The 22,281-nt window shown below is 70.6% G+C and carries 22 protein-coding genes; 1 reads left to right on the forward strand and 21 read right to left on the reverse strand.

The annotated features are described in order from the left end of the window. Window positions 1-20: 20 nt before the first annotated feature. The 11 genes from OG819_RS08945 to tsaB all read right to left on the reverse strand — a co-directional run bounded on the left by OG819_RS08945 (window position 21) and on the right by tsaB (window position 12,124). Window positions 21-1,376: an endo-1,4-beta-xylanase gene (locus OG819_RS08945; RefSeq protein WP_266648855.1), complete on the reverse strand. Its 1,356-nt coding sequence runs from the start codon at window positions 1,374-1,376 to the stop codon at window positions 21-23. A gap of 87 nt (window positions 1,377-1,463) precedes the next feature. Continuing rightward, entirely contained in the window at window positions 1,464-2,525 is a 1,062-nt protein-coding gene (locus tag OG819_RS08950) for a LacI family DNA-binding transcriptional regulator (protein WP_266627621.1), read from the reverse strand. Window positions 2,526-2,647: 122 nt separating this feature from the next. After that, window positions 2,648-4,876 carry a glycoside hydrolase family 3 N-terminal domain-containing protein gene (locus OG819_RS08955; protein WP_266648857.1) on the reverse strand — a complete coding sequence of 743 codons (2,229 nt, stop codon included), beginning with the start codon at window positions 4,874-4,876 and terminating at the stop codon, window positions 2,648-2,650. Window positions 4,877-4,918: 42 nt separating this feature from the next. Continuing rightward, the gene (locus OG819_RS08960) at window positions 4,919-5,683 is read right to left on the reverse strand and encodes a carbohydrate ABC transporter permease (RefSeq protein ID WP_254650676.1); all 765 of its coding nucleotides are present in this window, start codon (window positions 5,681-5,683) and stop codon (window positions 4,919-4,921) included. A 98-nt stretch (window positions 5,684-5,781) separates the two neighbouring features. Further along, complete coding sequence (locus tag OG819_RS08965; RefSeq protein ID WP_266634593.1) at window positions 5,782-6,624, reverse strand: carbohydrate ABC transporter permease; 843 nt, start codon at window positions 6,622-6,624, stop codon at window positions 5,782-5,784. A 183-nt stretch (window positions 6,625-6,807) separates the two neighbouring features. Further along, the gene (locus OG819_RS08970) at window positions 6,808-8,115 is read right to left on the reverse strand and encodes an extracellular solute-binding protein (protein ID WP_266648859.1); all 1,308 of its coding nucleotides are present in this window, start codon (window positions 8,113-8,115) and stop codon (window positions 6,808-6,810) included. A 169-nt stretch (window positions 8,116-8,284) separates the two neighbouring features. Next, the gene (locus OG819_RS08975; protein WP_266648861.1) at window positions 8,285-9,304 is read right to left on the reverse strand and encodes a LacI family DNA-binding transcriptional regulator; all 1,020 of its coding nucleotides are present in this window, start codon (window positions 9,302-9,304) and stop codon (window positions 8,285-8,287) included. A gap of 121 nt (window positions 9,305-9,425) precedes the next feature. Continuing rightward, window positions 9,426-9,677: a hypothetical protein gene (locus OG819_RS08980; protein WP_266627613.1), complete on the reverse strand. Its 252-nt coding sequence runs from the start codon at window positions 9,675-9,677 to the stop codon at window positions 9,426-9,428. Window positions 9,678-9,847: 170 nt separating this feature from the next. Then, on the reverse strand, window positions 9,848-10,945 hold the full coding sequence (tsaD, locus tag OG819_RS08985) for a tRNA (adenosine(37)-N6)-threonylcarbamoyltransferase complex transferase subunit TsaD (protein ID WP_266627611.1): 1,098 nt from the start codon (window positions 10,943-10,945) through the stop codon (window positions 9,848-9,850). After that, on the reverse strand, window positions 10,938-11,444 hold the full coding sequence (gene rimI, locus OG819_RS08990; RefSeq protein WP_266591357.1) for a ribosomal protein S18-alanine N-acetyltransferase: 507 nt from the start codon (window positions 11,442-11,444) through the stop codon (window positions 10,938-10,940). The genes tsaD and rimI overlap by 8 nt, the downstream gene beginning before the upstream one ends. 17 nt (window positions 11,445-11,461) lie before the next feature. Beyond that, window positions 11,462-12,124 carry a tRNA (adenosine(37)-N6)-threonylcarbamoyltransferase complex dimerization subunit type 1 TsaB gene (tsaB, locus tag OG819_RS08995; RefSeq protein WP_266437152.1) on the reverse strand — a complete coding sequence of 221 codons (663 nt, stop codon included), beginning with the start codon at window positions 12,122-12,124 and terminating at the stop codon, window positions 11,462-11,464. Between the two features lie 122 nt (window positions 12,125-12,246). Between tsaB and OG819_RS09000 the strand changes: the two genes are divergently transcribed. After that, on the forward strand, window positions 12,247-12,807 hold the full coding sequence (locus OG819_RS09000) for a hypothetical protein (protein WP_266627609.1): 561 nt from the start codon (window positions 12,247-12,249) through the stop codon (window positions 12,805-12,807). 97 nt (window positions 12,808-12,904) lie between these two features. On the opposite strand, the gene OG819_RS09005 is transcribed toward OG819_RS09000, so the two are convergent. The 10 genes from OG819_RS09005 to glmS all read right to left on the reverse strand — a co-directional run bounded on the left by OG819_RS09005 (window position 12,905) and on the right by glmS (window position 22,242). Continuing rightward, a complete protein-coding gene (locus OG819_RS09005; RefSeq protein WP_266627602.1) occupies window positions 12,905-13,075 on the reverse strand; it encodes a hypothetical protein in 171 nt (56 codons plus the stop codon). A gap of 150 nt (window positions 13,076-13,225) precedes the next feature. After that, window positions 13,226-13,759, reverse strand: a complete 534-nt coding sequence (tsaE, locus tag OG819_RS09010; RefSeq protein WP_266627601.1) for a tRNA (adenosine(37)-N6)-threonylcarbamoyltransferase complex ATPase subunit type 1 TsaE — start codon at window positions 13,757-13,759, stop codon at window positions 13,226-13,228. Further along, entirely contained in the window at window positions 13,725-14,963 is a 1,239-nt protein-coding gene (locus OG819_RS09015) for an alpha/beta fold hydrolase (protein ID WP_266648867.1), read from the reverse strand. The genes tsaE and OG819_RS09015 overlap by 35 nt, the downstream gene beginning before the upstream one ends. Window positions 14,964-15,120: 157 nt before the next feature. Next, the gene (gene alr / locus OG819_RS09020; RefSeq protein ID WP_266627597.1) at window positions 15,121-16,275 is read right to left on the reverse strand and encodes an alanine racemase; all 1,155 of its coding nucleotides are present in this window, start codon (window positions 16,273-16,275) and stop codon (window positions 15,121-15,123) included. A gap of 46 nt (window positions 16,276-16,321) precedes the next feature. Further along, the gene (locus OG819_RS09025; protein ID WP_266652640.1) at window positions 16,322-17,152 is read right to left on the reverse strand and encodes a L,D-transpeptidase family protein; all 831 of its coding nucleotides are present in this window, start codon (window positions 17,150-17,152) and stop codon (window positions 16,322-16,324) included. A gap of 207 nt (window positions 17,153-17,359) precedes the next feature. Next, window positions 17,360-18,799 carry an NAD(P)H-hydrate dehydratase gene (locus OG819_RS09030; RefSeq protein ID WP_266648869.1) on the reverse strand — a complete coding sequence of 480 codons (1,440 nt, stop codon included), beginning with the start codon at window positions 18,797-18,799 and terminating at the stop codon, window positions 17,360-17,362. A 67-nt stretch (window positions 18,800-18,866) separates the two neighbouring features. Then, window positions 18,867-19,238 carry a holo-ACP synthase gene (locus OG819_RS09035; RefSeq protein ID WP_266437169.1) on the reverse strand — a complete coding sequence of 124 codons (372 nt, stop codon included), beginning with the start codon at window positions 19,236-19,238 and terminating at the stop codon, window positions 18,867-18,869. Window positions 19,239-19,497: 259 nt separating this feature from the next. Then, window positions 19,498-19,989: a peptidylprolyl isomerase gene (locus OG819_RS09040; protein ID WP_266627594.1), complete on the reverse strand. Its 492-nt coding sequence runs from the start codon at window positions 19,987-19,989 to the stop codon at window positions 19,498-19,500. A 132-nt stretch (window positions 19,990-20,121) separates the two neighbouring features. After that, a complete protein-coding gene (locus tag OG819_RS09045) occupies window positions 20,122-20,319 on the reverse strand; it encodes a hypothetical protein (RefSeq protein WP_266627593.1) in 198 nt (65 codons plus the stop codon). Window positions 20,320-20,394: 75 nt separating this feature from the next. After that, the gene (gene glmS / locus OG819_RS09050) at window positions 20,395-22,242 is read right to left on the reverse strand and encodes a glutamine--fructose-6-phosphate transaminase (isomerizing) (RefSeq protein WP_266627591.1); all 1,848 of its coding nucleotides are present in this window, start codon (window positions 22,240-22,242) and stop codon (window positions 20,395-20,397) included. Window positions 22,243-22,281 lie beyond the last annotated feature (39 nt).

Consider the following 22,281-nt stretch of genomic DNA (forward strand, 5'->3'; position numbering starts at 1 on the left):
TAAGACTTCTCACGCCGCCCTCAGCCCAGCGTCACCGTGGGCACCGGATTGCTCCCGCTCCATGACGCGTTGAACCCGAACGTCACTGATCCACCGTTCGGTACCGTTCCGTTGTAGGAGGCGTTCGCGCACGTCACCGCCGCACCGGACTGGGTGCAGTCGGCGTTCCAGGCCTGGGTGATCCGCTGGCCCGCGCCGTACGTCCAGTTCACCTTCCACGACGACAGCGCGGCCCCGGAACAGGCGATCCTCACCTGCCCCGTGAAGCCCGTGTTCCACTGGCTCTGGACGCTGTACGTCGCCGTGCACGCACCCGTGGGCGGTGGTGTCGAGGTCCCGCCCAGGGAGCTCGCGATCGCGTAGTACGCCGGTTTCGGCGCGTAGTTCTCGTCGTACGGGGTCGCCGCGCCGTACCCGGAGAAGACGTCCGGGATCCAGGAGTCGGAGTCGGTGAAGCCCCAGACGGTGACGCCGTAGCACCGGGACACCGCCACGCACGCGTCGAACACTGCCTTGTAGTCGGCGGCCTGCTGCGTCAGCTTCGTGCTGTCGGAGGGGACCTGCATACGGATGTCCAGCTCCGTGATCGCCACGTCGACGCCGAGGTCGGCGAAGCGCTGGATGTTCTGCTGGAGCGTGGACGGCACCTGGCCGAGAATGAGGTGGGCCTGGAGACCGACCCCGTCGATCGGGACGCCGCGCTCCTTCAGCGACTTGACCAGGTTGTAGAGGGCGGTGCTCTTCGCGTTGACGCCCTCGACGTTGTAGTCGTTGATGTAGAGCTTGGCGCTCGGGTCGGCCGCGTGCGCCCAGGTCAGGGCCTGGGCGATGTAGTCGGAGCCGAGGCCGTTGTACCAGAGGGTCGAGCGGTAGGTGCCGTCCTCGTTGAAGGGTTCGTTCACCACGTCCCAGGCGGCCAGCTTGCCCTTGTAGCGGGTGACCTCGGTGGTGATGTGGTCCTGGAGCAGCGAACTGAGCTGCGCGGACGTCCAGGTGCCGTTCGTCAGCCAGCTCGGGTTCTGGCTGTGCCAGACAAGGGTGTGCCCGCGCACCTGCTGGTTGTGGGCCTGCGCGAACGCCACGATCTGGTCGGCCTCGGCCCAGTTGTAGGTGCCCCGGGTGGGCTCGACGGTCTCCCACTTCATGGCGTTGCCAGGAGTGAGCGAGCTGAACTGGGCCCCGGCGATGCCCCCGTACGTCCCCGTGAGCTTGGACCCGGTGACAGCGGTGCCGATGACCTTGCCCTTGGCGGCGGCGAGGTCGCGCAGCGGGGTGTCGGCCGCGTGGGCGGCGGGGGCCGCGACCAGCAGGGCGCCGAGGGCGGCGATGCCGGTGAGGACGGACCCCAGGGATAAGCCTGTTCTCAGAGATCTCATGCGGGTGCCTCCGAAAGTTTCGGCCTTGCAACCGATTGGCTTCGGAGGAGTGTGGAGCGGGATGCCTCACTCGTCAATACGTCCACTTCACGCCAGGCCGACCGCCGGAGCCGCCCCCGTACTGCTGCGCACCACCAGACTCGTCGCCAGCTCCACCCTGGTCCCCGCGGCCGGCCGCTCCTCGCGCCCCAGCTCCAGCACCAGCCTGGCCGCCGCCTCCGCCATCTCCGTCAGCGGCTGCCGTACGGTCGTCAGCGGCGGCCCGACCCAGCGCGCCACCGGCAGATCGTCGAACCCCACGACGCTCAGGTCCTCCGGAATGCGCAGCCCCAACTCGCGGGCGGCCTCGTACAGGCCGAGCGCCTGGAGGTCGTTGCCGGTGAAGACGGCCGTCGGGCGGTCGGGGCGGCGCAGCAGGTCGAGGCCCAGCCGGTAGCCGTCCTCGTGGTGGAAGTTCCCGGTCCTGATCAGCTCCGGGTCCACCGGCAGCCCCGCCGTCTCCAGCGCCGCCCGGTATCCGTCGACGCGCGCGCGGCTGCACATCATGCGTGAGGGCCCGCTGATGGCGCCGATCCGCCGGTGCCCCAGGTCGACGAGATGGCGGGTCGCGGCCAGCCCGCCGTGCCAGTTGGTGGCGCCGATGGACGGCACGTCGTCGCCCGGGTCGCCCGCCGGGTCCATCACCACGAACGGGATGGACCTGCTGGTCAGCAGCGCGCGCTGGGACTCGTCCAGCCGGGACAGGACGAGGATGACGCCGTGCGGGCGGCGGGCGGCGACCTGGTCGGCCCAGGTCCGCCCGGGGGTCAGCCGTCCCGCGCTCTCGGAGAGGACGACGCTCAGTCCCACCTCCCGCGCCACGTTCTCGACGCCCCGGATGACCTCCATCGCCCAGGCGCTCTCCAGCTCGTGGAAGACCAGGTCGACGAGGGGCGAGCGGGTCGCCTCGGCGCGGCGGCGCCGGTAGCCGTACGCGCGCAGCAGTTCCTCGACGCGGGTGCGGGTGGCCGGGGCGACATCGGCCCGGCCGTTGAGCACCTTCGAAACAGTCGGAGCGGAGACGCCGGCCTCCCGGGCGATCTCGGCAAGCGTCGCGGTCCCCGAGGACCGGTCCGTCATCCGCTTCTCAACGGGCTTCGCGGGATTCATGGGCGCGATGGTATCCCCGGGTGCACGCCGGGCGACCCCTCTCCGACCTCAGGAAGGTCCATAACATTCGAGGGCTGGCAGGAAACATTCGGCGACGCTGGATGACGACGCGAACCGACGGCTCACTTCACGCGCACCTCGCACCGCATCCGCCGCTCCCGCCCCACCACCCGCTCGGGCCCTGTCAGCGTCACCGGCACCGCGTACCGCACCTCGCCCTCGGCGCTGGACGCCCCCAACCGCAGCTCCAGCTCCCCCGGTTCGACGATCCGGTCGCCGTCCGGGTCGGTGTACGCGGCCAGATCCGCCGGGACGGTGAAGTGGACCTCCGCCGACGCGCCCGCCTCCAGCGGCACCCGCGCGTAGCCCACCAGGCGGGCGACCGGACGCGCCACCTTGCCGACCGGGTCGTGGAGATAGAGCTGCACGACCTCGGTACCGGACCGCTCCCCCGTGTTGCGGACGGTCAGCCGCAGGGTCGTCTCGCCGTCCGTCTGGAACGCCGTGTCGTCGACCGACGGCGCCTGCCAGTCGTACGTCGTGTAGGACAACCCGTGTCCGAAGGCGAACAGCGGCGTCGGGTCGAGGTTGCTGGCCCCGCTGAGCTGTCCGAGCGGCGGCGCGAGATACGTCCACGGCTGTCCGGCCCGCTCCCGCGGCACGCTCACCGGGAGCCGCCCCGACGGGTTCACCCGCCCGGACAGCACCCCGGCCACCGCGGGACCCCCCTCCTGCCCCGCGAAGAACGCCTGCACCACCGCCGCGCACCGGTCCGCCCAGCGCCCGAGCGCGTACGGCCGCCCCGAGAGCAGCACCAGCACGACCGGCGTCCCGGAGGCCAGCGCCTTGTCCACCACCTCCCCCTGTCCCTCGGGCAGTTCGAGATCGGCCGCGTCGCAGCCTTCGCCCGACGTGCCCCGCCCGAACAGCCCCGAGCGGTCGCCGACCGCGACCACACACAGGTCGGCGGCCATCGGATCGTCGGTGAACTCCACGTCCGAAAGCTCCGCGCGCAGCGCGTCGAGCAGCGTCGGCACGTCCACCCCCATCTCGACCTCGGGGTGGTCCAGGAGGACATGGCGGGGGAAGGTGTAACAACCGAGCATGGCGGCCGGGTCGTCGGCCAGCGGACCGAGAACCGCGATCCGCCGCACCCCGGACGCCAGCGGCAGCGTCCCCCCGTTGGCCAGCAGGACGACCGACTCCTCCGCCAGCTGCCGGGCCAGCGCCCGCATGTGCGGCGGATCGAGGTCGACGGATCCTGAGTCCGCGGGCTCCGCAGCCCAGTCCGGATCCAGCAGCCCCAGTTCGCACTTCTGCGTCAGCACCCGCAGCGCGGCCCGGTCCACGAACTCCTCGTCGAGGGGCCCGGAGCCGTAGCAGCGCACGGCGGGCAGCTCGACGTCCACGCCCGCCGCGAGCGCGAGCGCGGCCGCCCCCGAAGGGGAGTCGGTGAGCCCGTGCGCGGACTCCAGGAGGGACACCCCGAAGTAGTCGGCCACGACCGTGCCGGTGAACTGCCACTCCCCCCGGAGGAGTTCAGTGAGCAGTCGGCGGTGGGCGTGGGCGGGCAGTCCGTCGAGGTCGTTGTACGCGGCCATCACCGAGCGCGCCCCGCCCTCCCGTACGGCCATCTCGAACGGCGGCAGGATGACGTCCGCCAGTTCGCGCGGGCCGAGCGAGGCGGGCGCGTGGTTGCGGGCACCGCGCGAGGCCGAGTAGCCGGCGAAGTGCTTGAGCGTGGCGACGACGCCCGCCGACTCCAGGCCCTGGACATAGGCGGTGCCGACGGTCGCCACGAGGTAGGGGTCCTCGCCGATCGACTCCTCCGTACGGCCCCAGCGGGGATCCCGTACGACGTCGAGGACCGGGGCGAGGCCCTGGTGGACGCCGACCGAGCGCATCGAGGCGCCGATCGCCGCCGCCATCTCCTTCACCAGGGCCGGATCGAAGCTCGCGCCCCAGGCGAGCGGGGTCGGGAAGACCGTCGCCCGCCAGGCCGTGAACCCGGTGAGGCACTCCTCGTGGGCGAGCGCCGGCAGCCGGAAGCGGTTCGCGGAGCGGATGCGCTCTTGGAGGGCGGCGAGACGGGCGGCGCCCTCGGCCGGGTCGACCGGTTCGGTGCCGAAGGGGCGGGTCAGCTGGCCGAGCCCGTGCGGGAGTAGCCGCGCCAGGTCGATGTCCTCGGACAGGGCGTGCTGCAGCGGCGCCATGTCCCCGCCCGGGGTCTGGTTCGAACCGGGCCACACGCTGTAGAGCTGGGCGACCTTCTCTTCCGTGGTCATACGGGCGAGCAGGTCGGCGGCGCGGACGCCTGCGGGCAGAGCGGGGTCCTGCCAGGGGTCGGTCATGTAACTCCTCACATCCACAGGGGCATCTGGAGGGGCTGGTGTTCAGCCCTTGGTCGCGCCGAGCGTGATGCCGCCGATCAACTGTCGTTCGGCGACCGCGTAGAAGGCCAGGGCGGGCGCCATGGCGAGGACCAGATAGGCGAAGATGCGGGCCACGTCGGAGGCGTACTGGCCCTGGAACTGCTGGATGCCGACGGGGACGGTCCACCAGGTGGGTTCGCTGAAGACGAGCAGGGGGAGCAGGAAGTTGTTCCAGCTGCCCACGATGGCGAGGACGGAGACGGTGCCTAGCGCCGGGCGGGCCAGCGGCAGCAGGATGCGCCAGAAGAAGCCGAACGAGGAACAGCCGTCGAGGGTGGCCGCCTCCTCCAGTTCGCCGGGGATCTCCCGGAAGAAGCCGCGCAGGATGACGATCGTCATGGGCAGGCCGAAGGCGGCCTGGGGCAGGATCACGCCCCAGGGGTTGTCCAGCAGCCCGAAGGTGCGCAGCAGGATGAACAGCGGCAGGATCGCCACCGCGAAGGGGAACATCAGCCCCATTGTGAAGACGGTGAAGAGCACTTCCCTGCCCCGGAAGGCGAACCGGGCGAGCGCGTAGGCGGCGAGCGCCGACGCCCCCACGGTCAGCAGGGCGGTGGCCACCGCGATGAGGGTGCTGCTGCCGACCGACCGCCAGAACGGTCCCGAGCCGAGCAGTGACGTGTAGTTCGAGGTCACCCAGGGGTGGGGAAGGCCGAAGGTGTTGCTGGAGAGCTGGTCGGTGGACTTGAAGCCGGAGATGAGGGCGTACAGCAGCGGGGTCACCATGACCGCGCCGACCAGCCACAGGATCACGTACACGGGCAAGGTGCGCAGCCTCCGGCGGCGTACGACACTCTTCGGGACCGTGCTCTTCACGGCCGTGCTCATCGGCCTGCTCGCATGGTGGTGATGGCTCCTTCGGTGTCACGGCGCAGCACGAAACGCTGGTAGGCGAGGGCGAAGACGAGGCTGATCAGGAACATCGCCACGCTGATCGCGCTGGCGTAGCCCATCTGGTAGCGCTTGAAGCCGTACTGGAACATGCTGATGACCATGGTTTCGGAGTGGTGGTCGGGACCGCCCGCGGAGATCACCCACACCAGGTCGAAGAGCTGGATGGCGCCGATCACGGACAGGAACACACTGATCCGCAGGGTCGGCGCGAGCAGCGGCAGCGTGACGTGGCGGAAGCGCTGCCAGCTGCCGGCGCCGTCGATGCGCGCCGCCTCGTGCAGCTCGGCCGGGATGCCCTGCAGGCCCGCCAGGTAGAGCATCATGTGGAAGCCGAAGTACTTCCACATCATGACGAGGAAGAGGGTCGGCAGGACGGTGCCCTGTCCCGCGAACCAGAGCCCGCCCACGCTGTCGAGCCCGACCGCGCCGAGGACCTTGTCGGCGAGCCCCTCGCCCGGCGAGAAGATCATGCTGAACAGCACGCCGGTGATGACCTCGGACAGGATGTACGGCGCGAAGAACAACATCCGGTAGACGGCCCGGCCGCGCAGCTTCTGGTTGAGCAGCACGGCCATGGCGAGCGCGAACGGCAGCTGGAGGACGAGGGAGAAGGCGACGAGCAGGAAGCCGCGCCACAGGTCTCCGAGGAACACCGGGTCGTGGAAGAGCCGGGTGTAGTTGTCGAACCCCACGGAGTCGGTGGGCGACCCGAATCCGCCCCAGTTGAAGAAGCTGATATAGAAGGCGTAGCCCATCGGCACGAGGACGAGCATCCCGAACAGGACGAGTGCCGGGACCGTGAAGACGAAGGCCGCGAACCAGTCGCGCACTCGCTGCAGGGCGGGACGGCGAGGCCCCTGGCCCGGTGAAACGGCCGTCACGCCGGTCGACTTGCCGAGATCGGACACGTACGTCGACGCGGTCGAGGTCGAGGTCGAGTGCGTCATCGCCGGCCGCTAGCTCTTCTCGCTCTTGGCGACCTGGGTCACCGAACGGGTGACCTGCTCGGGCGACTTGGAGCCCGCGATGAGCGCGGCGACGCTGTCGTTGATCTCCTGGCCGACGGCGGGGGCGTACGCCTGGTCGAGGTAGAGCTGGAAGCCGGTGGCGGTGTTCAGCGCGTCGGACACGGCGGTGAGGTTGGGGTCGGTCAGTGCGGAACGCACGTCCTTGGACACCGGTATCAGGCCGGTCTCCTTGACGAGCTTCGAGGCAAACTCCTTCTCGGCGAAGAACTTCAGGAACTCCACCGCCGCGTCCGGCGCGCCCTTGCGGAGCGCGTGGCCGCCGCCCCCGCCGAACACCTCGGTGAGTGCACCCTTTCCGCCCTCGACGGCGGGGAAGGAGAAGAAGCCGAGGTCGTTGCCGATGCCCTTGCCCGAGTCCTTCTCGACGGTCGGCGCCCACTGGCCCATCAGTTCCATGGCCGCCTTGCCGTTGCCCATCAGGGCCGCCTCGCCGTTGGGGTCGGAGTAGGCCCCGCCGAGGAAACCCTTCTGGAAGGGTTCGAGCGCGACGAGGTCCTTGAGGTGCTGGCCGGCGGTGACGAACCCGGCGCCGGTGAAGTCGGCGTCGGTGGCCGCCTTCTGCATCGCCTCCAGTCCGGCGACGCGCATCGACAGATACGCCCAGTAGTACATGCCGGGCCACTTCTCCTTGCCGGCCAGCGCGATGGGCGTGATCCCGGCGCTCTTGAGGGCCTTGACGGCGTCGAGGTAGCCGGACCAGGTAGTGGGCGGGGTGGTGATCTTGGCCTTCTTGAAGAGCGCCTTGTTGTACCAGAAGCCGACCATGCCGATGTCGAACGGGACCGCGTACGTCTTCTTGTCGAACTGGTAGGCCGCCAGCGAGGCGGGCACATAGTCCTTCGTCCAGGTGGCGGTCTTGTCGGTCAGGTCCTCGACCAGACCCGCGTCGATCTGCTGCTTGAGGACTCCGCCACCCCAGGTGTGGAAGACGTCCGGCAGCTTCCCCGAGGTGGTGAGCGCGGTCATCTTGGACTTGTACGCCTCGTTCTCCAGCGTGACGATCTTGACCTTCACGTCCGGGTGCGCGGCCTCGAAGTCCTTGGCGCGCTGGGCCCACAGCTTCTTCGCCGGCTGGGTGGTGGTGATGTTCCACCACTCGATCGTGGTCTTGCCCGAGCCGCTGTCGCTGTCCGACGAACCGCACGCGCTCAGCCCGGTCGCGCCCAGGCCGGTCGCCGCGGAGGCCGCCAGAAATCCGCGGCGAGAGAAGTGGGAGGTCGTACCGAACGGTCGCATCGCACACCTTCCGGAAGAGAGCCGAAAATTATCGGTCGAGTGCGCACGGAAGTTACGGGCCGACGACAGGTATGTCAACGCTCCTGACAAATACAGGAGTCGACGAGATCCGAACGACGGCGACCGGGTGACGAAAGGGCAGGTTCGGCGCGTCAGGGGCGCCGGCGCATCAGGCGAGCGGGGCCGTACTGGCCCGCACCACCAACTCGGTGGCGAGCTCGATCCGGGGAGAGGCGGGCTCCTCGCCCAGCGCGAGCCGCAGCACCGTACGCGTGGCCAGTTTGCCCATGTCCGCCAAGGGCTGGCGCACGGTCGTCAACGGCGGGGCGGACCAGCGCACTTCGGGCAGATCGTCGAAGCCCACGACGCTCAGGTCCTCCGGCACCCTGAGGCCCCGGCGCCGCAGTGCCTCGATCGCCCCCAGCGCCATCTGATCACTGGAGGCGAACAGCGCGGTCGGCGGCTCCTCCAGGTCGAGCAGGGCGTTGCAGCCGTCGAAGCCGGCGGAGTGGTAGAAGTCGCCGGGCACGATCAGCGCGTCGTCGACGGCCATGTCCGCGCCTTCCAGCGCCGCCCGGTAGCCGTCGAGCCGGGCCCGTGAGCACAGCAGCCGGGGCGGCCCCGCGATGAACCCGATCCGCCGGTGCCCGAGGCCGAGCAGGTGCTCCGTCGCGGCCATGCCACCGGCCCAGTTGGTGGCGCCGACGGTCGGCATGTCGAGGGCAGGCGAGCCCGCGGGATCGACCACGACGAGCGGCACACCGAGCCGCCGCAGCTCGTCATGCAACCGAGGTTCCAGGACGGACGTCACCAGGATGACGCCGTCTGAGGCGCGCGCCCTCAGATTGGTCATCCACTGCCGGGCCGACCCCGAGGCCCCATGAATGGCCGACACGACCGTGCCCACACCGGAGGCGTGCGCGACCTCCTCGACCCCGCGGATGATCTCCACGGCCCACGGGCTGTCGAGATCGTTGAAGACTAGGTCGATCAGGGCGGCCCGGTCGCCCGGAGCGTTCGGCTTCCGCTGGTAGCCGTGGTGGCGCAGCAGGTCCTCGATCCGGGCCCGGGTCTCCGGCGACACGTCGGAGCGGCCGTTGACGACACGGGACACGGTGGGCACCGAGACCCCGGCCTGCCGGGCGATCTCGGTGATCGTCACCTTGTTCCTGATGCTCTCCCGGGCCACTGCGCCCACCTCCGTCGACACGTCAAAGCGCCCCTCTGCCGTTCCACACCCACACACGAAACTTTGCAGGAGTCTTCCGGAAAAACGAGGTCAACGGGAAGCCCAGCTGGAAACGAAGGTGTCAGGAGACCGATTCGAACCGCCATCGATGGACCGCCCGGGTCACCAACTCCCCGTCGGGCTCAGGCAGTTCGGGCAACTCGGCCTCGTACGCCGCGTCCCACCAGGTGATGACGAGCACCCGGTCCTGCGGCGCGCGCAGGACCTCCCGCCGCAGCGGCTCCGCCGGCAGCTCCTGCGCCCGCACCCAGGCGAGCAGTTCCTCGCCCCGCCCGGGAACGGCCCGCGCCTCCCACATCAGCGCGACGGTCATTGCCTCAACCTCTTTCGTGATTTTGCGACGCGAGCGTCATCGACGCGCTAGGTTCTAGACAACCGGGCTGGTCTCAACCCGGCTGGCGCTGATCGCAGAAGACCCGACGGGCCGCTGTGCTCGTGAGGCGGCGTGAGCCAGGAATCCCCTGTCTTCGGATAGGGGAGGGGTCAAGAGTAGAGGTTCTCCTTGCTGACCTCGTGTACGTGGTCGTGGCTATGCCCGTGACCGGGGACGTGGGTCTCCGTCACGGGCAGCGAGGAGTCGGCCGACAGGTCCCAGTCGGAGGCGGCCCGGTTCCGGGAGACCATCTCCGCGCCCAGCGCGGCCACCATCGCCCCGTTGTCCGTGCACAGCTTCGGCCGTGGCACCCGCAGTCGGATCCCCGCGGCCTCGCAGCGCTCCTGGGCGAGCACCCGCAGCCGGGAGTTCGCGGCCACACCGCCACCGATCATGAGGTGGTCGACGCCCTGGTCCTTGCAGGCCCGTACGGCCTTGCGGGTCAGCACGTCCACCACCGCCTCCTGGAAGGACGCGGCCACATCGCGCACCGGCACCTCCTCCCCCGCCGCACGCTTGGCCTCGATCCAGCGGGCCACGGCGGTCTTCAGACCGGAGAAGGAGAAGTCGTACGCCGCGTCGCGCGGCCCGGTGAGCCCGCGCGGGAAGGCGATCGCGGAGGGGTCGCCCTCCTTCGCGTACCGGTCGATGACCGGACCGCCGGGGAAACCGAGGTCGAGCACGCGGGCGATCTTGTCGAAGGCCTCGCCCGCGGCGTCGTCGATGGTCGCGCCCATGGGCCGCACATCGGAGGTGATGTCGGTCGAGAGCAGCAGGGACGAGTGGCCGCCCGACACGAGCAGGGCCATCGTCGGCTCCGGCAGCGGGCCGTGCTCCAGCTGGTCCACGCAGATGTGGGAGGCGAGGTGGTTGACGCCGTACAGGGGCTTGCCCAGCGCATACGCGTACGCCTTCGCCGCCGAGACCCCGACGAGCAGCGCGCCGGCCAGCCCGGGCCCCGCGGTGACGGCGATGCCGTCCAGGTCCCTGGCGCTCACCCCCGCGTCCTTGAGTGCCCGGTCGATGGTCGGCACCATCGCCTCCAGGTGGGCGCGGGAGGCGACCTCGGGCACGACGCCGCCGAAGCGGGCGTGCTCGTCGACGCTGGACGCGATGGCGTCCGCGAGCAGGGTGGTGCCGCGGACGATGCCGACGCCGGTCTCGTCGCAGGACGTCTCGATACCCAGGACCAGCGGTTCGTCAGCCATTGCTCTCTGTTCCTTGTACGCCGTTTACTGAGGGTGAACCCGCGGCGGGGCCGCTGTCGGACGCGGTGTGCAGCCGCATGACCAGGGCGTCGACGTTGCCCGGCTGGTAGTAGCCGCGGCGGAAGCCGATGGGCTCGAAGCCGAAGCGCTCGTACAGCTTCTGCGCGCGGACGTTGTCCACGCGGCACTCGAGCATGACCTCGGCGCACTCGAACGCGGTCGCGGCCCGCAACAGCTCGGTCAGCAGCCGGCTGCCGAGGCCGGTACTCCACTGATCACGCCGTACGGCGATGGTCTGTACGTCGCCCAGGTCGCCGGAGGCGGCGAGTCCGGCGTATCCGACGAGCTGCCCGCCCTCGACCGCGACCACATACCGGCGCGTCGCCTCGGACCCGCGGGCGTGGGCCAGCTCGGACCAGAACATCCCCCGTGACCAGGCGTCCTCGGGGAAGAGGTCCTTCTCCAGTTCCAGTACGGGATCGATGTCCCACCAGCGCATCTCGCGCAGCTCGGCCGTCACTTGGGGGTGACCACCTTGTAGTTCTTGGGCACCTGGGCGTCCGGGCGGCGCAGGTAGAGCGGCCGGGGCGCCGCGAGCTCCTCGCCCGCCGCGAGCCGCTCCGCCGCCAGGGACGCGAGCGCGGCCGCCGAGACGTGCTCGGGCGCGCGGGCGTCCGGGAAGGTGTCGGGGTAGAGCAGCGCGCCCGCACCCACGGCGGGCAGTCCCGCCACGGCCTCGGCGATCTCGGCGGGCCGGTCGACGGCGGGCTCCGAGACACGCGTACGGGGGTCGTCGTACCTGGCCCAGTACACCTCCTTGCGCCGGGCGTCCGTCGCGACGACGAACGGCCCCTCGACGCCGGTGCCGTCGGCGGCGTAGGCGAGCCCGTCGAGGGTGCACAGGCCGTGCACGGGCACGCCGAGCACGAGGCCGAAGGTGTCTGCGGTCATGAGGCCGACCCGCAGCCCCGTGTACGGGCCGGGGCCGACGCCCACGACGATGCCGGTGACGGCGTCCAGCTTGAGGTCTGCCTCGGCGAGCACCCGGTCGACGGCCGGCAGCAGCAGCTCTCCGTGCCGGCGCGCGTCCACCTGGCTCGACGAGGCGATGACGGACGTGCCGTCGTGCAGGGCGACGGTCACGGCGGGGGTGGCGGTATCCAGAGCGAGCAAGAGCACGCAAACAGCCTACGGCGCCAGAGCGGGACGCACCGCCGCCCCGGTCTGCGGGACGGCGGCTGCTACCGTCACCACAAAGGACGTAATGGACACGAACGTGGTACGAGAGGCGGGTACACAAGGTGGCTAGGAGCAGCTCGGGATTCGTGGCCGGGCTCACCGCGGCGGCTGTCGCGGTGGTCGGCTTCCTCGCCTACCAGGCGTCCGCTAACGTACCGGACACCCTGGGAAAGCCCCTCGCGGGCGCGTCCCCCAAGGCTCCTGCCACGGCCACGAAGGCACCCCGGGACAAGAAGAACCCGGTGGCGCTGCCCGTCGGCTCCGGCAGGGGTGAGCGGGTCGTCTACTCGGTCGACGACGACCGCGTGTGGCTGGTCACCGCGGACAACAGGACCGAGCGCACCTTCCCGGTCACCCCCGGCACGGTGGACCCGGCGGTCGGCACCTACGCCGTCACCTCACGCTCCAAGGCCGTCATCGGATCGGACGGCGCCCAGATCGAGCACGTCGTCCGCTTCACCGCCGTCGACGGCGTGCCGATCGGCTTCAGCTCCGCCATGGACGGCTCCACGGGTTCCCCCGACTCCACCAAGAAACTCGGCGGCATCCGGGAGTCCCGCAAGAACGGCACCGCGATGTGGAACTTCGCCACGATCGGCGTGAAGGTGGTCGTCATCCAGTAGTCGGCGGACCTGTGCATGGCCGCGGGCCGGTGGGGCTGGTCGCGCCCACGCGGCGAAGCCGCACGATGTGGCAGCCCCGCGCCCCCTTTCGGGGCGCTCACGCCGCCTTGCGGACCTGCTCCTTCGAAGAAGTCCCCGGAGCCTGGGCCACCGGCGCCGCCGGCGGCCTGGAGACCGCGTCAGCGGCCGCACATGACGCCAGCAGATCCCGCATCGACACCCCGCCGCACGGCTGCTGCACCGGCACGTCACGTTCCGAAGCCGACATGGACGCCTCCTGGGGAATCGGGGGCACGCGTAGTTAGGTAGACCTAACTACGGACTGAGGTCCATGTGACCACGGCCGGGATACCGAACGCAACATCTTGCCGACGACTTGTCGGAACCTTCACGCCCCCGGAACCCTCACCCAGGGTGATCAAGCCGCGAGCACGCTCAGATCGACCGCCGCCCAGCGCTCCCCGAGCCCGGTGAGCGTGACGTGCCGCACCTCGTCCGTGGTGTCACCGACGGCCCGGTGGATGACGACGTCGAGCCGGTCGTCGGTGAGCTCCTCGACCTTGCCCTCGCCCCATTCCACGACGATCACCGAGTCGGAGAGCGACACGTCGAGGTCGAGGTCCTCCATCTCGTCGAGACCGCCGCCCAGGCGGTACGCGTCCACGTGCACGAGCGGCGGACCGTCACCGAGGGAGGGGTGCACACGGGCGATGACGAACGTCGGAGAGGTGACCGCGCCCCGTACGCCGAGCCCCTCGCCGAGCCCGCGCGTCAGCGTCGTCTTGCCGGCGCCGAGCTCCCCGTTCAGCATCACGAGATCGCCCGCGCGCAGCAGCTTGGCCAGGTGAAGGCCCAACTCCCGCATCTGCTCGGGCGAGTTGACGGTGATCCGGACGTTCACGCCCTCGACGGCGGGCTCAGCCGGGTTGTGCGCTGCTGCTGGTGCTTCCATAGCCACCCACGGTAGCCCCTGCCGGGACGGCGCCCGCGCGCATCAGGAGGTCGGCGAGACGGTCTATGACCACCTCGGGGTGCTCCAGCATGACCAGGTGCCCGGCGTCCGGGACGAGTACCAGTTCGGCGTCCGGCAGCAGGTCCGCGATCGCCTCACTGTGCTCACTCGGCGTCACCATGTCGCCGACCCCGGCCAGCACCAGCACCGGCAGTTCGGCGAAGTGCGCGAGGGCCGCGGTCTTGTCGTGCTCGGTGAACGCCGGATAGAACTCCGCGACCACGTCGATCGGGGTGCCCTCGATCATCCGTTCGGCGAACCGCACGATGGCCGGGTCGACGTCCCGGGACGCGAACGAGTACCGCTTGATGATCCCCGCGAACAGGTCGGCCGTGGCCCGCCGCCCCCGCTCCACCAGGGCGGCCTGCTGACCGAGCGCCTTCAGTACGCCGGGCAGCACCCATCGCACCGCGTTGACGCCCGCGACGGGCAGCCCGAAGTTGACCTCGCCGAGCCGCCCCGACGACGTACCGACGAGCGCGGCGGCGACGACCCGCTCGCGGATGAGGTCCGGGTACTGATCGGCCAGCGCCATGACGGTCATGCCGCCCATGGAGTGCCCCGCCAGCACGATCGGCCCCTCGGGCACGGCCGCGTCGATGACGGCCTTCAGGTCCTGGCCGAGCTGGTCGATGGAGACGGGTGTGTCGTCCTTCGTCTGGGCGACCCCGCGCCCGGAGCGGCCGTGACTGCGCTGGTCCCAGTGCACCATGCGCACCACACCGCGCAGCGCGGCCCGCTGGAAGTGCCAGGAGTCCTGGTTGAGGCAGTACCCGTGGCTGAAGACGACGGTGACGGGGGCGGGAGCCTTGCGCCCGAAGAGCCGCCGCCGACGCGGGGTGAACGTCACATCCTGTTCGATGTCGTCCACCTCGTAGTACAGCTCGGTGCCGTCGTCGGCGTACGCCTTGCCGGGCGTGCCGCGCAGCGAGCCGTACGGGCCCGTCGAATCGAGCGCGAGGCGGGCCTTGTTGCGCATGCCGCGGCCGACCGTGAGCCGCTCTATGGCGACTCCGGCGGCGGCGCCCGCGGCGACCACGCCTATGGCGACGCCGGCGATACCGGCCTTGCGCCAGTTCCCGGCGGCGGAGGCGACGGCCGCCACGGCGACGTCCGTGACGGCCTCCGCGCTGCTCTCGCTCACGTACCGCTCCTCTTCGCCGGGGTCTCGTTCACTTCGGAAGGTCGTGCTGGGGGTGGTGCCGGTCGTGCTCAGGTCGTGCCGGAGGTACCGCTGGTGGTGCAACTATGTCCTGTTGCCCTGTTGTCCTGCGCGGGGCACCCCCTGTACTCCTTGTGGGTTACCCGCCTTGTTCCTTATTCACGTATACGCGCGGCACTCGGGTTCCGATTCGGGTGACGATTTCGTACGCGATCGTGCCCGCCGCCCGCGCCCAGTCCTCGGCGGTCGGCTCGCCCCGGTCGCCCGGACCGAACAGGATCGCCTGCGAACCGGGCACCGGCTCGTCCCCGTCGAGATCGACCACGAACTGGTCCATCGCGACCCGCCCCGCCACCGTCCGCCACTTGCCGCCCACCAGCACCGGCCCGGTGCCGGAGGCATGACGCGGAACGCCGTCCGCGTAGCCGACGGGAACAAGGCCCAGGGTGGTGGCACCGGCAGTGACGTAGTGATGCCCGTAACTGACCCCATGGCCCCCCGGTACGTGCTTCACCAGGGCGAGGGACGCGCTCAGCGTCATCACCGGGCGCAGTCCGAAGTCGGCCGGGGTGCCGATCTCGGGGCTGGGCGAGATGCCGTAGACCGCGATCCCCGTCCGTACGAGGTCGTAGTGGCTCTCGGGGAGGGTCAGCGTGGCCGGCGAGTTCGCGATGTGCCGCACTTCGGGACGCACGCCCCGCTCCTCGGCGTACGTCACCATCTCGCGGAAACGGTCCAGTTGGGCCCGGATGGAGGGATGCCCGGGTTCGTCGGCGCAGGCGAGGTGCGACCACAGACCGGTGACATCGATCAGCCCGCGTTCCTCGGCGCTCAGCGCCTCGCTCACGAGTTCGGGCCAGTCGGCGGGCTGGCAGCCACCGCGCCCGAGCCCGGTGTCGGCCTTGAGCTGCACCCGGGCGGAGATCCCGGCCGCCTCGGCCGCGGCGGTGACCTCCCGCAGGGCCCACATCCCGCTCACCGACACATCGAGATCGGCCTCGATGGCCTCCCGCCACGGCCCGCCGGGCGTCCACAGCCAGCACATGATCCGGTTGTCGGTCAGGCCGGCCGCGCGCAGGGCGAGGGCCTCCTCGGGGGTGGCGGTGCCGAGCCAGGTGGCGCCCGCCTCCAGCGCCGCGCGGGCACAAGGGACCGCGCCGTGGCCGTACGCGTCGGACTTGACCACGGCCATCAAGGCCGCGGACGGCGCGTGGGCGCGCAGGGTCCGCACGTTGGCCCGCAGGGCGGCCAGGTCGATCTCTGCGCGGGCGCGCAGGGGTGCTGTGTCGTTCATCGCGCCCCCAGTGTCTCAGAGGGGCCCGAGGGCCCCCGGACGACGGTCAGGTGCCGACCCTGCGGCCCCACACGTACACGTGGTCGTTCGTCTTGGTGACGTTCCACAGGGAGCGGGCGTCGGCGAGGCGCAGATTGACACAGCCATACGAGCCGTTCGGGTCGTAGATGCTGCCGTAGATGGCGTGGAAGGCCTCTCCGCCGCTGAAGAACTGGCTGTACGGCATCGGGGTGTTGTACAGCGTCGACCAGTGGTTCTTGTGCTTCCAGTAGACCTTGAACCAGCCGGTCCTGGTCCGGTACCCGGCCCGCCCGCTGCGCATCGGCACCGGTCCCCACAGCACCTTCTTCCCCTTCTGCACCCAGGTCAGCTGCCGGGTCAGATCCACGCACGCGACGCGGGACGAGCGGACGGGGCACTTCCCGGCCGCGTTCGGGTTCTTCTTCGCGGACAGCAGCTGCATCCCGGCCCAGGTGACGGGGCCCGCGAAGCCGGTGTTCGGCTTGATCCCGTGCTTCGTCTGGAACGCCCGGATGGCGGCGCAGTCCCTCGCCGACTGCTTCCCGTCGACCTTCAGCTTCAACCACCGCTCGACCTGCCGCTGATACGGCCCGGTCAGCTTGGAGCACGTCACGGACTTGCCCGCAACGGCCTCGCTGAGAGGGATGTACTCGATGAGCGCGTTCGTCTTTGCGGGAACGTCCCTCGGCTCGACGGCGTCCTCCCGCGTGCTCGGTGTGTACACCTTCGGCGGCAGCATCTGGTCCGGCGTGTCCACCTGCCACGGCTGATACGGCCCCGGCGCCACGCCCGGCACCAGCTCGCTCCCCGGCCCGGGCGCCGGGGGCCCGGACGCCGCCGCGCCGTCCACCGACATCACCACCACCAGTGCGAGGAGCGCTCCCACGCTCCCGCATCTCATTCGTCTGCTCATCATCATGCGACCAGCGATACGCAACCCCGACTCCCCATCCGGTGAGCCGCGCGGACGGGGTCCCCCGTTATGGGCAACGCAGCGCGCCATAAGGGGCGCGGGGAACCGCGCGCCCAGCCCCCGCCCACCCGCGGACGAAGAACGGCGGGGTCAGCGCAGCGCGTCGCGGACGTCCCGCCATGCCTCCGGAATCGCCGCCGCGACATCATGCGCCCCCAAGGGCGCCCCGTCCGCCGCGAACCTCCCCGCCAGCCCGTGCAGATACGCCCCCACACTCCCCGCGTCCAACGCGGACAACCCCGCCGCGAGCAACGACCCCACAAGCCCCGACAGCACGTCCCCGCTCCCCGCCGTGGCCAGCCACGCCGTCCCCGTCGCGTTCACCCGCACCGCCCCGCCCTCCGGATCGGCGACCAGTGTCGTCGACCCCTTCAGCAGCACGGTCGCCCCGTACCGAAGCGCCAACTCCCGCACCGACGCCAGCCGAGCCCCCTCCACCGACTCCCGCGAGACCCCGAGCAACGCCGCCGCCTCCCCGGCATGCGGAGTCATCAGCGTGGGTGCGGTGCGGGCGCGTACGGCGGACCGGTCCGCGAGCCGCAGCCCGTCCGCGTCCACCAGTACCGGCACGTCCGCCCCGAGCACCTCGGCCACCGCCGACGCGTCGTCCCCGACCCCGGGCCCCACCACCCACGCCTGGACCCGCCCGGCCCGCGCGGGCCCCTGGTCCGACACGAGCGTCTCCGGAAAGCGCGAGATCACGGCATCCGCCGCGGGCCCGACGTACCGCACCGCCCCCGCCCCACCCCGCAGGGCCCCGGACACGGCGAGCACGGCGGCCCCGGGATACCGCGCGGACCCGGCCGCGATCCCGACGACCCCGCGCCGGTACTTGTCGCTCTCCGCCCCGGGTACCGGCAGCCGCGCCGCCACGTCCGCGTGCTGAAGGGCCTCCAGCCCGGCCTCCTCGGGCAGTTCGAGCCCGATGTCGACCAGGCGTACGGAACCGGCGTACTCACGCCCCGGGTCGATGAGCAGCCCGGGCTTGTGCGTCCCGAAGGTCACCGTCAGATCGGCGCGGACGGCGGTGCCCCGGACCTCTCCCGTGTCGGCCTCGATCCCGCTCGGCAGGTCCACGGCGACCACGGCCGCCCGGGAGTCCGCGGCGTACCCGGCCAGCGGCACCGCCTCGGGCCGCAGCCCGCCCTTGCCCCCGATCCCGACGATCCCGTCCACGACGAGGTCGGCCCGCAGGACCAACTCCTCGGCAGCGCCGGACCCGGCCACCGTGCCCCCGGCCCGCCGCAGCGCGGCCAGGCCCGCGCCGTGCGTCCGTTCGGGCGCGAGCAGTACGGCGGTGACCCCCGCCCCCCGCCGCGCCAGCCGGGCGCCGGCGTACAGGGCGTCGCCCCCGTTGTCCCCGCTGCCCACGAGCAGTACGACCCGGCTGCCGTACACCCGTCCCAGCAAGTCCGCGCAGGCAGCGGCCAGTCCGGCCGCGGCGCGCTGCATCAGCGCACCCTCCGCAAGCCGCGCCATCAGCTCACGCTCCGCCGCCCTGACCGTCTCCACGCTGTACGCAGTACGCATGGGTCGAGTCTCCCGTACGGAGGCTTTCCGCGCCGCCCCGGCCGCAAGGACAACGGCCCCTGCGGGCCTACCCCTCCGCCACGACCACCGCCGAGGCCACCCCCGCGTCATGGCTCAGCGACACATGCCACGAGCGGACACCCAGTTCGGCCGCCCGCGCCGCCACCGTCCCCGTCACCCGCAGCCGCGGCCGGCCGCTGTCCTCGACGTAGACCTCCGCGTCCGTCCAGTGCATGCCCGCCGGAGCGCCCAGCGCCTTGGCGAGCGCCTCCTTCGCGGCGAAGCGCACGGCCAGGGACGCGATGCCCCGGCGCTCCCCGCTCGGCAGATGCAACTCCTGATCCAGGAACAGCCGATCAGCCAGCCCCGGCGTACGCTCCAGCGACGTCCGGAACCGGTCGATCTCGGCCACGTCGATACCGACCCCGATGATGCTCATGCCCAGCACCCTATGGGCCGGACGGCCGCCGACGTGCGGACCCTCCTGGTGACGGTCCGGCCGAATCGGGGACTCGCGCGTTCGCGAGTCCCCGATGTCGCGAGCTCAGCGCTCGGCGTCGATGCCGAAATTCACGCGGTGTGGTCCGCGTCACGCTCAGGGGAGGAGATGGAGAGGCGGGGCGGCCGCCTGTTAGTAGATCGAGCGGAAACGGCAGCAGCCGTTCCCGCTCGATCTCTCTGCTGTACTGCCGGGAATGTCAGACGGTGCCGCAGTCCGCGATGACGATCTTCTTGGCCGTGCTGCCGGAACGGCTGCCGAGCTTCTCGACGGCCCGAACGACGTCCATGCCCTCGACGACCTCACCGAAGACGACGTGCTTGCCGTCGAGCCAGTCGGTGACGATCGTGGTGATGAAGAACTGCGAGCCATTGGTGTTCGGGCCGGCGTTGGCCATGCTCAGCAGGCCCGGCTTGGTGTGCTTGAGCTTGAAGTTCTCGTCCGGGAACTTCGCGCCGAAGATGCTCTTGCCGCCGGTGCCGTTCTGGTTGGTGAAGTCACCGCCCTGCAGCATGAAGTCCGGGATGACACGGTGGAACGGCGAGCCCTTGTAGCCGAACCCGTTCTGGCCGGTGGCCAGCTCACGGAAGTTGCGGGCCGTCTCAGGGACCACGTCGTCGTACAGCTTGAACTCGATCCGGCCGAGCGACTCCCCGTCCGCGGACACCTCGAAAAAGACGTTCTGTCCCATGGCACTGCTCCTCTTGTACTCGAAAGGTCGTGTCCGAGAATAAGAGGGCACCGGCCTACGGGTCGCAGCGGGAACCCCCACTACGGGACAAACGGAGTAACGCCACCTTCGGGACGAGCCCCCTCACCGGCACTAATCACCGTCACCGCCGGTCTGATTCACACTCCGCCGCCGGTTGTTCTTCGCGGAGGCACGCAACAGCTCCCCCGTGACGAGCGTCACCGCCGCCACGCCCCGGACCCAGCGGGGCCCGCCGCGCGACGCCCACACCACACACACGCACCCGCCGACGACAAGCACCAGGAGACCGGCCAGCACCAGAACGCCCATGTTCCCCACCCTGCATTCGCATTTCCGTACGGTGCCGGTGATCCTAGGCCGCTGTCGGCGACGTCGGTTGAAGGACTACTCCACCGTCACGGACTTCGCCAGGTTCCGAGGCTGATCCACCTCGTTCCCCCGAGCCGTGGCCAGTTCGCAGGCGAACACCTGCAACGGGACCGTGGCCACCAACGGCTGCAGCAGCGTCGGCGTCACAGGAATCCGGATCAAATGATCGGCGTAGGGAACGACCGCCTCGTCCCCCTCCTCCGCGATCACGATCGTGCGCGCGCCCCTGGCCCGGATCTCCTGGATGTTGGACACGATCTTGTCGTACAGAACCGAGCGCCCACGCGGGGACGGCACGACGACCACGACCGGCAGATCGTCCTCGATCAACGCGATCGGCCCGTGCTTCAGCTCACCCGCCGCGAACCCCTCGGCGTGCATGTACGCGAGCTCCTTGAGCTTGAGGGCGCCTTCCAGGGCGACCGGGTAACCGACGTGCCGCCCCAGGAACAGCACGGTGTTCTTGTCGGCGAGCGATCGCGCGAGCTCCCGTACCGGCTCCATGGTCTCCAGGACCCGTTCCACCTCGCCGGAGATGTGGGACAGATCCCGGATGACGGCCTGGATCTCGTCGCCCCACTTGGTGCCGCGCACCTGGCCCAGGTACAGCGCGACCAGGTAGCAGGCGACCAACTGTGTCAGGAAGGCCTTGGTGGACGCGACGGCGACCTCAGGACCCGCGTGCGTGTAGAGCACCGCGTCCGACTCGCGCGGGATCGTCGAACCGTTCGTGTTGCAGATCGCCAGCACCTTGGAGCCCTGCTCACGGGCGTGCCGCAGGGCCATCAGCGTGTCCATGGTCTCGCCGGACTGGGAGATGGCGATCACCAGCGACCGCGTACCGAGAATCGGATCCCGGTACCGGAACTCGCTCGCGAGCTCCACCTCGCAGGGGATCCGCGTCCAGTGCTCGATGGCGTACTTGGCGATCAGCCCGGCGTGGAAGGCGGTACCGCAGGCCACGATGACGACCTTGTCGACCTCGCGCAGCTCGTGAACCGGGATCCGCACCTCGTCGAGCGTCAGTGAACCGCCCGCGTCGATCCGGCCCAGGAGCGTATCGGCGACCGCCTTGGGCTGCTCGGCGATCTCCTTGAGCATGAAGTAGTCATAACCCCCCTTTTCCGCGGCCGACGCGTCCCAGTCGATGTGGTACGAGCGCACGTCCGCGGGACGGCCGTCGAAACCGGTCACCCTCACGCCGTCCCGGCGCAGCTCCACCACCTGGTCCTGGCCCAGCTCGATCGCCGACCGCGTGTGGGCGATGAACGCGGAGACGTCCGAGGCGAGAAAGGCCTCGCCCTCCCCAACACCCACCACGAGCGGCGAGTTCCGGCGCGCCCCCACCACCACATCCGGCGCATCCGCATGCACCGCGACCAGCGTGAACGCACCCTCAAGGCGGCGGCACACCAACCGCATCGCCTCCGCCAGGTCGTCGCACGCCGAGAACTCCTCGGCGAGCAGGTGTGCGACCACCTCGGTGTCGGTCTCGGAGGCCAGCTCGTGCCCGCGCTCCGCCAACTCGGCACGCAGCAGCGCGAAGTTCTCGATGATGCCGTTGTGCACGACGGCGACGCGCCCCGCGTTGTCGAGATGCGGATGGGCGTTGGCGTCCGTGGGCCCCCCGTGCGTGGCCCAGCGGGTGTGCCCGATCCCGGTCGACCCGGTCGGCAGCGGCCGGCCGACCAACTCCTTCTCCAGGTTGACCAGCTTCCCGGCCTTCTTCGCGGCGGCGAGCCCCCCGTCCGCCAACACGGCGACGCCCGCCGAGTCGTACCCCCGGTACTCCAGCCGCTTCAGCCCGGCCATCACCACATCGAGCGCCGACTGCGACCCCACGTATCCCACGATTCCGCACATGCGCCGCAGCCTAAGCGCCAACAGCCCCCCGAACCCGGC

It is taken from the genome of Streptomyces sp. NBC_01549 (assembly GCF_026339955.1).
Classification (GTDB): Bacteria; Actinomycetota; Actinomycetes; order Streptomycetales; family Streptomycetaceae; genus Streptomyces.